This is a genomic window from Streptomyces sp. NPDC001393 (genome assembly GCF_053597455.1).
Genome location: NZ_JBSFIH010000035.1, coordinates 29,619 through 43,159, shown reverse-complemented (window position 1 = coordinate 43,159; position 13,541 = coordinate 29,619). Strand labels below are relative to the sequence as shown.

The window sequence follows — 13,541 nt, the reverse complement described above, 5'->3', positions numbered from 1 at the left end:
TCTAACGGCCACCACTGACAGCGCCCTCCGGCCGCCTCCGGGCCCCGGAGTGACCCCTGCCCTGGTCAGCGTCGCACCGGGCCTGGCAGGATCGCCGCATGTCCAAGGTGTTCGCCCGTATCAGCAGGCGCCGGGCGCTGCCGGCCTCGGCCGCAGGTGCCGTGGTGCTCGGGCTGCTGCTGTGGTGGCTGCTGCCGCTGGGTGAGAAGCCGCCGAGCGGGACGATCGTCTTCAGCACGGGCACGCCCCGGGGCGTCTACCAGGAGTACGGCGAGCGGCTGCGCGCCGAGTTCGCCAAGGACATGCCCCACCTGAAGGTGAAGCTGCTGAACAGCGCCGGCTCGCAGGAGAACGTGCAGCGGGTGGCGACCGGCAGGGCCGACTTCACCATCGCGGCGGCCGACGCGGTGGAGGCGTACGAGCTGCGGCACGGCAGCGGCGCCGGGCGACTGCGCGGGGTGGCCCGGCTCTACGACGACTACGTCCACCTCGTCGTGCGCAGTGACTCGGACATCAGAAACGTCGCGGACCTGCGGCACAAGCGGGTGGCGACCGGGCTGCCCGACTCCGGGGTGCGGCTGATCGCCGACCGGGTGCTGAAGGCCGCCGGCATCGACCCCCATACGGACATCACCCCGGTCGCGGACGGCATCGACACCGGGCCCGACCAGCTGGAGCAGCGCAAGGTCGACGCCTTCTTCTGGTCGGGCGGCCTGCCCACCAAGGGACTCGCCGCGCTGGCCCAGCGGTCCGCCTTCAAGTTCGTGCCGATCGAGGGCGACCTGGTCGCCAAGCTGCACAGCGAGGGCGAGGAGGCGCGCTACTACCGGGCCACCAACATCCCCGAGTCGGCGTACCCGGCCGTACAGCAGGGCAACGAGGTCCCGACGATCGCCGTGTCCAACCTCCTGATGACCCGCGCGGACATGGACCCCCGGCTCACCGAGTGGGTGACGCGCACGGTCATCAAGAGCCGCGACGACATCGGCGCCCACGTGCACTCCGCCCAACTCGTCGATCTGCGCACGGCCATCTACACCGACCCCCTGCCCCTCCAGGAGGGCGCCCGTCGCTATTACCGCTCGGTGAAGCCGTAGCCGCTACCGCTCGGGACCGAGCCCCGCTCAGCCCCGTCACGGCTCCGCGTGCCTGGGCACCGTGACCGTCACCCGCAACCCCCGGGGCTCATGGTGGGCGTAGTCGATCGAGCCGCCGCACGGCGTGAGCAACGCACGCACGATGGACAGGCCGAGGCCCGAGCCCTTGATGTTCTGGTGGCGGCCGCTGCGCCAGAACCGGTCGCCGACGCGGGCGAGTTCCTCGTCGGTGAGGCCGGGCCCGGTGTCGGTGACCACGACCGTGGACCGATCACCGTCGGCGGCGACGGTGACCTCCACCGTGCCGCCCTCCGGGCTGAACTTCACGGCGTTGTCGATCACCGCGTCCAGGGCGCTGGACAGGGCGATCGGGTCCGCCCAGGCGGTCGTGGGCGGGCAGTCCCCGGTCAGCCGGACGCCCTTGGTCTCGGCGGCCGGAGACCATGCGGCCACCCGCTCCTGGGTGAGGGCGCCGATGTCGGTCAGCGTCAGGTCCGCCTCGGCGTGCTCGGCCAGCGCCAGGTCGAGCAGGTCGTCCAGGACCTGTGCGAGGCGCTTTCCCTCGGTGCGGACCGAGGCGATCTCCTCGTTGTCCTCCGGCAGTTCGAGTGCGAGCAGTTCGATGCGCAGCAGCAGCGCCGCGAGCGGGTTGCGCAACTGGTGCGAGGCGTCCGCGACGAAGGCGCGCTGCTGCTCCAGCACGTCCTCGACGTTGTCCGCCATCTCGTTGAACGAACGGGCCAGCCGCCTGAGTTCCGGCGGCCCGCCGCCGACCGCGACCCGCGACTTCAGCCGTCCGGTGGCGATGTCGTGGGTGGTGGCGTCCAGGACCCGTACCGGTCTGAGCACCCAGCCGGTCAGCCGCAGCGCCGCGCCCACGGCCAGCAGCATCGCCGCGATCTCGCCGGCCCCGATGATCAGCCAGCCGCGGAGGGTCCGCGAACGCATCTGCCCGGTGGGCGACTCGGTGACCACGACCGCCACGACGTCCCCGTCCCGGATCACCGGCGAGGCCACGACCAGTCGGCTGTGCTGCCAGGGCCACACCTGCCGCGGGTCATGGCTGCGCCGGCTGAGCAGCGCCTCCTCGAACGCCTCCCGCACCTCCCCCGTCCGCGGTACGGACCAGTCGTCAGGGGCGTTGGCCATCGCCGAGCCGTTGCGGTAGAAGACGCCCGCGCGGATGCCGTAGACGCCGTAGTAGCTGCCGAGTTCACTGCGCAGGGCCTCCAGGCGCTCGTCGGTGCCGGTGCGGGGCGATCCGCTGGGCCCGTCGGTGACGAACTGGGCGAGCGCCGCGAAGCGTGCCGTGTCGTCGATCCGGTCGACGACGACCTTCTGCTGCTGTGCGGCGGCCAGGCTGATGGCGAGCGGAAGCCCGAGAGCGAGGAGGACGGCCGCCAACAGGATGATGAGCAGCGGCAGCAGACGTGCGCGCACCCGTCCCCGCTAGGCGGCCGGGGCGACGAGCCGGTAGCCGACGCCGCGTACGGTCTCGATGAGCGCGGGCATGCGCAGTTTGGCGCGCAGGGAGGCGACGTGCACCTCCAGGGTGCGGCCGGTGCCCTCCCAACTGGTGCGCCAGACCTCGCTGATGATCTGCTCCCGCCGGAACACCACGCCGGGGCGCTGCGCCAGCAGGGCGAGCAGATCGAACTCCTTGCGGGTCAGCTGGACGACCGAACCGTCCACCGTGACCTGCCGGGTGGGCAGTTCGATGCGTACGGGACCGAGATGCAGGGCGCTCTCGCCGACGGCCGCCGGATCCTCGTGGACGGTGCGCCGGCTGACGGCGTGGATACGGGCGAGCAGTTCCCCGGTGTCGTAGGGCTTCACCACGTAGTCGTCGGCGCCCAGGTTGAGCCCGTGGATGCGGGAGCGGACGTCCGAGCGGGCCGTCACCATGATCACCGGGGTGCTGGTGCGTTTGCGGATCTTGCCGCAGACCTCGTAGCCGTCCTGGTCGGGCAGGCCCAGGTCGAGCAGGACCACCCCGAAGCCGTTGCCCTCGGGGACGAGCGCCTGCAGGGCCTCCTCGCCGCTGCGCGCGTGAGTGACGTCGAAACCGTGTCGCGCGAGTACGGCGGACAGGGCCGCGGCGACGTGGTTGTCGTCCTCGACGAGCAGCAGTCTCATTCCGGCCCCCTCCGGTTCAGTGGTCGTACGGTCTGGGTTCACGCGCGTCGTGCAACTTCACGCGCGCGTGCACCATGGCAGTGACGCCGATGTACAAGGACGGCGTCAAGAGGGTTCCGGTTGCCCGTCGCTTGTCGTTATCCGGCCGATACGCACACGGGCGACAAGTGCTACGACACGTGTCCGATTGCTATCCGATCGTGATGCTCAGATCTCCCTCAGATGTGATGACGCAGGTCACAGCCCCTCACTACTGTCCACCGAAACCGAGGAGGACGGAGCCCGAGAGCGATGACCAATGTATCGGTGACCAAGGAAGACACTGTGGTCACGTCCGACGAACTGGTCGTCCTGAAGAGCGTCAACAAGCACTTCGGCGCGTTGCACGTGCTCCAGGACATCGACCTGACGATCGCCCGCGGCGAGGTCGTCGTGGTCATCGGGCCCTCCGGGTCCGGAAAGTCGACGCTGTGCCGCACCATCAACCGCCTGGAGACGATCGACTCGGGCACCATCACCATCGACGGCAAGCCTCTGCCCCAGGAGGGCAGGGAGCTGGCCCGGCTGCGGGCGGACGTCGGGATGGTCTTCCAGTCCTTCAACCTCTTCGCGCACAAGACCGTGCTCGAGAACGTGATGCTGGGCCAGCTCAAGGTCCGCAAGGCGGACAAGAAGCAGGCCGAGGAGACGGCCCGCTCCCTGCTCGACCGGGTCGGCGTGGGCACCCAGGCCGACAAGTACCCCGCGCAGCTGTCCGGCGGCCAGCAGCAGCGCGTCGCCATCGCGCGGGCCCTGGCGATGGGCCCGAAGGTCATGCTCTTCGACGAGCCGACCTCCGCCCTCGACCCCGAGATGATCAACGAGGTCCTCGAGGTCATGCAGCAGCTCGCCCGTGACGGCATGACGATGGTCGTCGTCACCCACGAGATGGGCTTCGCTCGATCGGCTGCGAACCGTGTGGTCTTCATGGCCGACGGCCGGATCGTCGAACAGGCTGCACCCGACCAGTTCTTCAGCAACCCGCGCAGCGACCGGGCCAAGGACTTCCTGTCCAAGATCCTGCACCACTGACGGCCCGGGGGCCCGCCCCGCGCCCCTGGGTTGCCTTTTCCAACCCGCGGGTTGGCTTTTCCAACGGACCTCGTTCCTCACCTTTCAGAAGGATGTTCACCATGAAGCTCCGCAAGGTCACCGCCGCCTCGGCCGCCGTACTCGCGCTCGCCGTGGGCGCCACCGCGTGCGGTGGCGGCAAGAAGGACGACAACGGCTCCTCCGGTGGCGGCAAGAAGATCGCCATCGGCATCAAGTTCGACCAGCCGGGCCTCGGCCAGAAGACCCCGCAGGGCTACTCGGGCTTCGACGTGGACGTGGCCACCTATGTCGCCAAGAAGCTCGGCTACAGCGCGGACCAGATCGAGTGGAAGGAGTCGAAGAGCGCCGACCGCGAGACCATGCTGCAGCGCGGTGACGTCGACTTCATCGCCGCCACGTACTCGATCACGCCGAAGCGTGAGGCGAAGGTCGACTTCGCCGGCCCGTACCTGCTGGCGCACCAGGACGTGCTGCTGCGGGCGGACGACACGAAGATCAAGTCTCCGGCGGATCTGAACGGCAAGAAGCTCTGCTCGGTGGCCGGCTCGACCTCGGCGCAGAACGTCCACGACAAGCTGGCTCCCAAGGCCAACCTCGTGACGTACCCGACCTACTCGGCCTGTCTGGGCGGTCTGCAGAGTGGCGCGATCGACGCCCTCACCACGGACGACTCGATCCTCGCGGGCTACGCCTCCCAGGCCCAGTTCAAGGGCAAGTTCAAGCTGGGCGGCTTCAAGATGACCAACGAGAACTACGGCATCGGTGTCAAGAAGGGCAGCGCCCTCAAGGCCAAGATCAACAAGGCCCTTGAGGAGATGGTCTCCGACGGTTCCTGGGAGGCGGCCGTGAAGAAGAACTTCGGCCCGGCCGACTACAAGAACGAGCCCGCCCCGAAGATCGGCGACATCAAGAGCTGAGGCAACGCCCTCCGGTGCGCCGTCCTGGAACACGGCGGCGCACCGGGGCATCCCTACACGCGGAAGCGCGGGAGAACGTGTTCGACTTTCTTGACAAGTACGACGTGCTGGGCGCCTTCTGGACGACCGTGCAGCTGACGCTGCTGTCGGCCGTGGGCTCCCTGGTCTGGGGCACTCTGCTGGCCGCCATGCGGGTGGGCCCGGTACCGCTGATGCGCGGTTTCGGCACCGCCTACGTGAACATCGTGCGGAACATCCCGCTCACGGTGATCATCCTCTTCTCCTCCCTCGGCCTCAACCAGACGCTCGGTATCAGCCTCGGTGCAAGCGACTTCGACACGATCAACTTCCGGCTGGCCGTGCTCGGTCTGATCGTCTACACCTCGGCTTTCGTGTGCGAGGCGATCCGGGCCGGCATCAACACCGTGCCGGTCGGCCAGGCGGAGGCGGCGCGGGCCATCGGGCTGAGCTTTCCCCAGGTGCTGGGGCTGGTCGTGCTGCCGCAGGCCCTCCGCGCGGCCGTCGGTCCGCTGACCAACGTACTGATCGCGCTGACGAAGAACACGACGGTCGCGGCCGCGATCGGCGTGGCCGAGGCGGCCTTCCTGATGAAGAAGATGATCGAGAACGAGGCGGAGCTGCTGGCGATCTCCGCGGTCATCGCCCTCGGGTTCGTCTGCCTGACCCTGCCGACCGGTCTGATCCTCGGCTGGGTGGGCAAGAAGGTGGCGGTGAAGCGATGAGCTCGGTCCTGTACGACGTCCAGGGGCCCCGCGCCAAGCGGCGCAACATCCTGTACACGGCGGTCTTCCTGATCGCCCTCGCGGCCGTCGCGTGGTGGGTGTACAAGTCGTTCGACGACAAGGGGCAGCTGGCCTGGGCCCTGTGGAAGCCCTTCTTCAGCGGCACCGAGGCGTACTCGACGTACATCTGGCCCGGTCTGCAGAAGACCCTGGAGGCGGCGGCCCTGGCGATGGTCATCGCGCTTCCGCTCGGTGCCGTCCTCGGTATCGCCCGGCTCTCGGACCACCTGTGGGTACGGGTCCCGGCCACGATCGTGGTCGAGTTCTTCCGCGCGATCCCCGTCCTGGTCCTGATGATCTTCGGGCTCGCGCTCTTCGCCCAGTACACCGACGTCACTTCGGACGACCGGCCGTTCTACGCGGTTGTCACCGGTCTGGTGCTGTACAACGCGTCCGTGCTCGCGGAGATCGTCCGCGCGGGCATCCTCGCCCTGCCGAAGGGACAGTCCGAGGCGGCCCTGGCGATCGGTCTGCGCAAGGGGCAGATGATGCGGCTCATCCTGCTGCCGCAGTCGGTCACCGCCATGCTCCCGGCCATCGTCAGCCAGTTGGTGGTCATTGTGAAGGACACCGCCCTCGGCGGCGCGGTCCTCACCTTCCCCGAACTGATGGCCTCGGCCAACACGATGGCCGGCTACTACGGCAACATGATCGCCTCGCTGACCGTGGTGGCCGTGATCTTCGTGATCATCAACTTCTCGCTGACCTCGTTCGCGAGCTGGCTGGAGGGCAGGCTGCGGCGCGGCAAGAAGTCGACCGGGGCGGTGCTCGGCGCCCAGGACGTCACGGACATCGCGGGTACGGCGGCGACCGGGGCCGGAGGCGCGGCCGGCGCCGCGGACCTCAGCGGTCCCTTCGTGGGCGGCGGCCACCACGGCGGCGGGCACGGGAACTGACGCTCATTCAGGTGATATGAAACACTCGGAGGCAGTGGCCTGATCGCCACTGCCTCCGGTCGCTTGACGCAAACTCTGCCAATGGGTTGCATACGTTCTGTGATCGTGCACCCCGCTCCCCCTTCCTGTTCACTTGTCTCCGTCAGGGCATCGTCACGGGCAGGGGGCGCCGCGTCATGGACCCGGTGATCGTCGTCGGAGCGGGGCCCGTCGGGCTTGCCCTCGCCCTCGCGCTGGCCCGCCAGGAGGTGCCGTCCGTCGTCCTGGACGAGGGTCCCGGCAAGGACGAACCCCGCCCGGCCCGCACCGTCGTGCTGCGCGAGGACACAGCCGCCCTGCTGGAGCGGCTGAGCGGTGTGGCGCTCGGTGAGCAGGGCGTGCGCTGGGCCGGATGGCGGTCCCTCAGGCGCAAGCAGGTGATGAGCGAGATCACCTTCGAGGAGGCGGACCCCGCGGCTCCGCTGCACATCGCCCAGCACGTCGTCACCGGGGCCCTGCGCGCGGCCATCGCCGACGAGCCGCTGGTGAAGGTGGCCGTGGACAGCCGTCTGGACTCGATCGAGCAGGAGCGTTCCGGCGTCACTGCGCACACCCGGGGCCCGAACGGCACCTGGTGGCGCGGCAGTTACCTGGTCGGCTGCGACGGCCCGCGCTCCACGGTGCGTAAACTCCAGGACATCCGCTTCCCCGGCCGTACGGCGGTGGAGCGGCACGCGGTCGCCGCGCTGCGCGTGGAACTTCCGTGGCAGGGCCGGACGTTGCTCCATCGGGCGCCGCCGTGGCGGCAGTCCGGGTCCTCGGCCGGGGAGGTGACCGCCCGCCCCCTCCCGGACGGCGTGTGGCGCCTGGACTGGCTGCTGCCCCCGGGCAAGGACCTGGTCACGCCCGAGATCCTGGTGGCCCGGATCCGCGAGACGCTCGCGGGCTGGACGGACGGCTCGACACCGGCGTACGAGCTGCTCGACACCGGTGTCCACACGGTGCACCACCGGCTGGCCCGCCGCTGGCGCGTCGGCCGGGTCTTCCTCGCCGGGGACGCGGCCCATCTGCTCGGCGCGCTCGGCACCCAGGGGCTGGACGAGGGTCTCCGGGACGCCGACAACCTCGCCTGGAAGCTGGCCCCGGCCTGGCACCACGGCCGGCACGAGGCGCTGCTGGACAGCTACCAGACCGAGCGGCGCGCGGTGGTCGCCGCCCGGCTGCGCGCCGCCGACCAGGCGCTGCCGGTGCTGCGCGGCACCGGCGGACTGCGCCAGATCGTCCCCGGCGCGGCCCGCGGCCACGACGCGCTGCTCACGGACGGTCACCTCGGCCGCGGGCCGCTCGGTGCGCCGGGGGCGTACTCCGACTCGCCGCTGGCGCCCCAGAATCTGGAGGGCGAGATCCCGGTCGGCACCCCGCCCGGCGCGGCCGTCACCGACGTACGGGTCACCGCGGAGGATGGTTCCTTCGTCCAACTGCGCGACCGGCTCGGCCGCGGCACCCTCCTCGTCGTGCTGATCGCGCCCGGCACGGGGGTGTGGGACCGCAAGCACTGGGTCTCCGCCGGAGTGATGCCCCGGCTCGCGGCGGCCGTGACCGCGCTGCCGTACCCCGCCGAGCTGCTGGTCGCCGAGAGCTACCCGGGTGCGCCGGCGCACAGCGTGCTGCTCGTGCGCCCGGACGGCCACCTGGTCACCGCGCTGAGCGGGGTCCGCCCGGCCGACCTGTACGCGGCGGCGGAGGCGACGGTGGGCGGCGCCGCCAAGGAGGAGGCACAGGCGGCCGCCGGCGCCCGCTGACCCGAGGGCCGTCACCCTCTGTCCACATGGTGACGGTGAGTTGACCGAAGTACACCGGCATGCTGTACTCCGGACCATGACCGACACCTGCGTGCGCCTGTGGCGGAGGGTCCATATGGACCTCGTCCGCTATGCGGGCTGCGTGTGTCGCCCGTCCTGCTGAATTCGCATCCCTCTTCCTTCCGGGCGCCGTGGCGCGCCCGTTCCGCGAACCTTCTCAGGACGGTGCACGTGTCTGTTTCCCCCGTTCCCGTGTCCCCTGCCGTCGGCTCGGCGCCCACGCAGGCGGACCTCCTCGACTTCGTGCGGCGTACGGCCGCCGACGCCGAGCTGATCGCCTGCCTCCCGCTCGACCCGGAGGGCCGCACCTGGGTGCGGCTGGAGGGTCCGGGCGGCAGCGAGGCGTGGCTCATCGGCTGGCCGCCCGGCACCGGCACCGGCTGGCACGACCACGCCGACTCGGTCGGCGCGTTTCTCACCGCCTCGGGCGTCCTCAAGGAGAACTCGCTCGCCACTCGGCTGCCGACCGACGGCTGGAAGACCCTGGAACTCGCCGAGGGCGTGGACCGCGAACGCCGGCTGTCCGTCGGCGAGGGCCGTTCCTTCGGCCGTCACCATGTCCACGAGGTCCTCAACGACTCCCGTACCCAGCACGCGATCTCGGTGCACGCCTATTACCCGCCCCTGCCGCGCATCCGCCGCTACAGCCGCAGCGGGCAGGTCCTGCGTCTGGAGCAGGTCGAACGCCCGGAGGACTGGCAGTGAGCGGCACCGGCGGTGAAGTACCGGTCGGCATCGACGAGTTGCTGGAGCGGGTGCGCGCGGGCTACCGGCGTATCGAGGCACGGGAGGCGCACGAGGCGGCGCGGACGGGCGAGGCGCTTCTGGTCGACATCCGGTATGCGGCCCTGCGCGAGCGGGACGGGCTGATCCCCGGCGCACTCGTCATCGAGCGCAACGAACTGGAGTGGCGCCTCGATCCCCAGGGCAGCCATCGCGTCCCCGAGGCCACCGGCCATGACCTGCGCGTCGTGGTGGTCTGCAACGAGGGCTACGCCTCCAGTCTCGCGGTCGTCTCCCTCCGCCAACTGGGCCTGCACCGGGCGACGGACCTCGTGGGCGGCTTCCAGGCCTGGCGGACGGAAGGCCTCCCGGTGGAAACGGCGACGCCCTGACCCGGAATGGTTCCGCAATGCCTGCTGGTCGAGGGTCGAGGCCACCGGCACCGCATGAGGGCGGGGACGCTCGGCCCTCTCCGCACCCGACCCGGCGCTCTCCCCGAGTCCGAATACCTCAGAGGTCTCCTTCTCCAAGGAACTCGGTGTCCTCGCCCTCTTCCTCCAGGGCCTGGCGGACGACGCGGAGGGCCAAGCCCTCGTGGTAGCCCTTGCGGGCGAGCATGCCGGCGAGGCGGCGGAGCCGCTTGTCGCGGTCGAGGCCACGGGTGGCGCGCAGTTTGCGGGCCACGAGCTCACGGGCGGTCGCCTCCTCCTGCTCGGAGTCGAGCTGGGAGACGGCCTCGTCGATCAGCGCGGAGTCGACCCCCTTGGTGCGCAGCTCCTGGGCGAGCGCCCGGCGCGCGAGTCCCCGGCCGTGGTGCCGGGACTCCACCCAGGCGTCCGCGAACGCGCTGTCGTCGATCAGCCCGACCTCCTCGAACCGTGACAGCACCTCCTCGGCCACGTCCTCGGGGATCTCCCGCTTGCGCAGGGCGTCCGCGAGTTGCTTGCGGGTACGTGGGGTCCCGGTGAGCAGGCGCAGGCAGACAGCCCGGGCCCGCTCAGCCGGGTCCCCCGAAGACTCCCCCCGCTCGGCCCTCGACGAGGAAGGGGGGCCTTCGTCCTCACCGGGCACGTCCCCGAAGCCGTGCCGCCGCCGGCCGCGCCCCCGGCCACCCCGCGGGCCGACACCACCGCGGGAGCCACGGCTGGGCGAGCCGCCCCCGTACGGCTCGTCGCCCGTGCCCCCCGGATGGGTGCCGCCGACATCCCCGTATCCACCGGCGCCGCGGTACTCGTCGTGCCCGTCGTGACCCTTGTGACCGTCGTCCGGGTGTCCGGCGTCACCGCCGGGGGCGGAGTCCGGGTGGCCCCCGGTGCCCCTCCCCCGTGGGGCACCGGGGGTGGCGTACTCGTACTCGGCCCAGTCGGTTCGTCGTGTCACGGGTCAGCTCTTGGCTGCGGCGGCCTTGGGCTTGGTGGCCTTGGCGGCTGCCGGGGCGGGCACCGTCTTGGCGTCGTCGGCGGCCGCGGTGGTGACCGCCGCGTCCCCGCCCGGCTCGGCGGCGGGCTCCTCCGGCCGGACACCGACGCCCAGCTTCTCCTTGATCTTCTTCTCGATCTCGTTGGCCAGGTCGGGGTTGTCCTTGAGGAAGTTGCGCGCGTTCTCCTTGCCCTGGCCGAGCTGGTCGCCCTCGTACGTGTACCAGGCGCCGGCCTTGCGGACGAAGCCGTGCTCCACGCCCATGTCGATCAGGCCGCCCTCGCGGCTGATGCCCTGGCCGTAGAGGATGTCGAACTCGGCCTGCTTGAAGGGCGGCGCGACCTTGTTCTTGACGACCTTGCAGCGGGTGCGGTTGCCGACCGCCTCGGTGCCGTCCTTCAGGGTCTCGATGCGGCGGATGTCGATACGCACCGAGGCGTAGAACTTCAGCGCCCGGCCACCGGTCGTGGTCTCCGGGGAGCCGAACATCACGCCGATCTTCTCGCGCAGCTGGTTGATGAAGATCGCGGTGGTCTTGGACTGGTTGAGCGCGCTGGTGATCTTCCGCAGAGCCTGGCTCATCAGGCGAGCCTGGAGACCGACGTGGCTGTCGCCCATCTCGCCCTCGATCTCCGCGCGCGGGACGAGCGCGGCGACGGAGTCGATGACGATGAGATCGAGGGCGCCGGAGCGGACCAGCATGTCCACGATCTCCAGGGCCTGCTCGCCGTTGTCGGGCTGGGAGAGGATCAGGTTGTCGATGTCGACGCCGAGCTTCTTCGCGTACTCGGGGTCGAGAGCGTGCTCCGCGTCCACGAACGCGACCTGGCCGCCGGCCTTCTGTGCGTTGGCCACGGCGTGCAGGGTAAGGGTCGTCTTACCGGAGGACTCCGGTCCGTAGATCTCCACGACACGGCCGCGCGGGAGGCCACCGACGCCGAGGGCGACGTCGAGCGCGGTCGACCCGGTCGGGATGACCTCGATGGGCTCCTTCGCCCGCTCGCCCATGCGCATGACCGCGCCCTTGCCGAATTGCCGTTCAATCTGCGCGAGCGCGGCGTCGAGCGCCTTCTCGCGGTCGGTTCCTGCCATGGGTTCCACCCGGTTTGCTTGAGTCGATCGCTTCACGTCAAAGACGCTAACGCCTGCCACTGACAATGCGCCCCGACGCAGGCCCAGCCTGTGGATAACCATGGGACTTCTTCCCGCAAAACGGGGCGAAATCCACCGACCAAAGCCTCGCCTGAGCCTCCATGAGAATGGATGTTCGATTTTGGTGTCAAGCGCTCCTACCGGCGGTGCAGGGCAGGTGTCTTCGGCCGGAAGAAGTTCTTCGCCGGCGCTTCCCGGCCGCCTGTCACGCTCACGACCACTCCTCCGGCCGGGGCTGCCCGGTCCGCGGTCGGCGTATGCGCGCCAGCACCCCGGGACTGCCCGGACCCCGGCCGCGGTGCCCGTGCACCCGGGGATCGTCCGTTACGGCGTACCGCTTCACATACGCCCCCAGGAAGGCCTGGAGGGTGGCCACCGCCGGGATGGCGATCAGCGCGCCGACGGCGCCCAGCAGCGCGGTGCCGGCGATGACCGAGCCGAAGGCGACCGCGGGGTGGATGTCGACCGTCCTGGCGGTCAGCTTGGGCTGGAGCATGTAGTTCTCGAACTGCTGGTAGACGACCACGAAGACCAGCACCCACACCGCGTACCAGGGGTTGACGGTGAACGCGATCAGCATCGGCAGCGCGCCGGCGAGGTAGGTGCCGATGGTCGGGATGAACTGCGAGACGAGGCCCACCCAGACACCGAGCACGGGCGCGTACGGCACGCCGAGGGACTGGAGCAGGATGTAGTGGGCGATGCCGGAGATGAGCGCCATCAGGCCGCGCGAGTAGAGATAGCCGCCCGTCTTGTCGACGGCGATCTCCCAGGCGCGCAGCACCTCCGCCTGGCGTGCGGGCGGCAGGACGGAGCACAGGGCGCGGCGCAGCCGGGGGCCGTCGGCCGCGAAGTAGAAGGAGAACAGCCCCACGGTCAGCAGCTGGAACAGCCCGCCGAGCACCTGCGCGGAGACATCGAGGACACCGGCGGTGCTGGTCTGCGCGTACCTGCGCAGCCAGTCGGAGTGGAGCAGGCCCTCCTGGACGTCCACGCGCCGGAGCTCGGTGTGGAAGGTCTCATTGATCCAGTTGATGAGCGGGTCAAGGTATTGCGGGAACCCCTCGACCATCTTGATGATCTGGCCGGCCAGCATGGAGCCGAGCAGGGCGACGAACCCGGCGACGGCGATCGTCAACCCGAGGAAGACCAGGAAGGCGGCCAGTCCCCGGCGCATGCCGCAGGCGGCCATCCGGCTCACTGCGGGCTCGATCGCCAGGGCCAGGAAGAACGCGATCAATACGTTGATCAACAGTCCGGTCAGCTGGTGGAAGGCCCAGCTGCCGAGCTGGAACGCGGCGATCAGCGCGAGCGCGAGCACCATGGCGCGTGGCAGCCAAGCGCGGCATGCGGCCGCCCGCGGCGACTGCGTCGGGGGCCGTGGGCCGCTCGGGCCGTGTCGTGCCGGTCGGTGCCACGTCCCGGATCAGCGGCTCGCTGTGGGAATGTCTCGGGCAGCCGGCCG

General features: G+C 70.3%; 13 protein-coding genes and 1 pseudogene. 9 read left to right on the top strand and 5 right to left on the bottom strand.

The window, feature by feature from the left end:
* Positions 1-98: 98 nt before the first annotated feature.
* The gene (locus ACWC2T_RS30460; RefSeq protein ID WP_450673554.1) at positions 99-1,097 is read left to right on the top strand and encodes a TAXI family TRAP transporter solute-binding subunit; all 999 of its coding nucleotides are present in this window, start codon (positions 99-101) and stop codon (positions 1,095-1,097) included.
* A 36-nt stretch (positions 1,098-1,133) separates the two neighbouring features.
* Here the strand turns inward: ACWC2T_RS30460 and ACWC2T_RS30455 are convergent, their stop codons facing one another.
* Positions 1,134-2,537, bottom strand: a complete 1,404-nt coding sequence (locus ACWC2T_RS30455) for a sensor histidine kinase (protein WP_450673553.1) — start codon at positions 2,535-2,537, stop codon at positions 1,134-1,136.
* A 9-nt stretch (positions 2,538-2,546) separates the two neighbouring features.
* The gene (locus ACWC2T_RS30450; RefSeq protein ID WP_450673552.1) at positions 2,547-3,233 is read right to left on the bottom strand and encodes a response regulator transcription factor; all 687 of its coding nucleotides are present in this window, start codon (positions 3,231-3,233) and stop codon (positions 2,547-2,549) included.
* A gap of 291 nt (positions 3,234-3,524) precedes the next feature.
* On the opposite strand from ACWC2T_RS30450, the gene ACWC2T_RS30445 reads away from it, so the two are divergent.
* The 8 genes from ACWC2T_RS30445 to ACWC2T_RS30410 all read left to right on the top strand — a co-directional run bounded on the left by ACWC2T_RS30445 (position 3,525) and on the right by ACWC2T_RS30410 (position 9,897).
* On the top strand, positions 3,525-4,304 hold the full coding sequence (locus tag ACWC2T_RS30445) for an amino acid ABC transporter ATP-binding protein (RefSeq protein WP_450673551.1): 780 nt from the start codon (positions 3,525-3,527) through the stop codon (positions 4,302-4,304).
* A 101-nt stretch (positions 4,305-4,405) separates the two neighbouring features.
* Positions 4,406-5,242, top strand: a complete 837-nt coding sequence (locus ACWC2T_RS30440; protein WP_450673550.1) for a glutamate ABC transporter substrate-binding protein — start codon at positions 4,406-4,408, stop codon at positions 5,240-5,242.
* 77 nt (positions 5,243-5,319) lie between these two features.
* A complete protein-coding gene (locus ACWC2T_RS30435) occupies positions 5,320-5,985 on the top strand; it encodes an amino acid ABC transporter permease (protein ID WP_450673549.1) in 666 nt (221 codons plus the stop codon).
* A complete protein-coding gene (locus ACWC2T_RS30430; protein ID WP_450673548.1) occupies positions 5,982-6,941 on the top strand; it encodes an amino acid ABC transporter permease in 960 nt (319 codons plus the stop codon). Before ACWC2T_RS30435 ends, ACWC2T_RS30430 begins: the two co-directional genes overlap by 4 nt.
* A 176-nt stretch (positions 6,942-7,117) precedes the next feature.
* On the top strand, positions 7,118-8,722 hold the full coding sequence (locus tag ACWC2T_RS30425) for an FAD-dependent monooxygenase (RefSeq protein ID WP_450673547.1): 1,605 nt from the start codon (positions 7,118-7,120) through the stop codon (positions 8,720-8,722).
* Between the two features lie 76 nt (positions 8,723-8,798).
* Positions 8,799-8,885, top strand: a complete 87-nt coding sequence (locus tag ACWC2T_RS30420) for a putative leader peptide (protein ID WP_313960178.1) — start codon at positions 8,799-8,801, stop codon at positions 8,883-8,885.
* 68 nt (positions 8,886-8,953) lie between these two features.
* Positions 8,954-9,487 carry a cysteine dioxygenase gene (locus ACWC2T_RS30415; RefSeq protein WP_450673546.1) on the top strand — a complete coding sequence of 178 codons (534 nt, stop codon included), beginning with the start codon at positions 8,954-8,956 and terminating at the stop codon, positions 9,485-9,487.
* Positions 9,478-9,897: a rhodanese-like domain-containing protein gene (locus ACWC2T_RS30410; RefSeq protein WP_450673590.1), complete on the top strand. Its 420-nt coding sequence runs from the start codon at positions 9,478-9,480 to the stop codon at positions 9,895-9,897. Before ACWC2T_RS30415 ends, ACWC2T_RS30410 begins: the two co-directional genes overlap by 10 nt.
* A gap of 118 nt (positions 9,898-10,015) precedes the next feature.
* Here ACWC2T_RS30410 and recX read toward each other — a convergent pair whose 3' ends face one another.
* The 3 genes and pseudogenes from recX to ACWC2T_RS30395 form a co-directional block, all read right to left on the bottom strand.
* Positions 10,016-10,885, bottom strand: a complete 870-nt coding sequence (recX, locus tag ACWC2T_RS30405; protein WP_450673545.1) for a recombination regulator RecX — start codon at positions 10,883-10,885, stop codon at positions 10,016-10,018.
* Positions 10,886-10,888: 3 nt separating this feature from the next.
* Positions 10,889-12,016, bottom strand: a complete 1,128-nt coding sequence (gene recA / locus ACWC2T_RS30400) for a recombinase RecA (RefSeq protein WP_351209042.1) — start codon at positions 12,014-12,016, stop codon at positions 10,889-10,891.
* A gap of 271 nt (positions 12,017-12,287) precedes the next feature.
* Positions 12,288-13,425 (bottom strand): annotated as a pseudogene (locus ACWC2T_RS30395) (AI-2E family transporter).
* Positions 13,426-13,541: the final 116 nt, after the last annotated feature.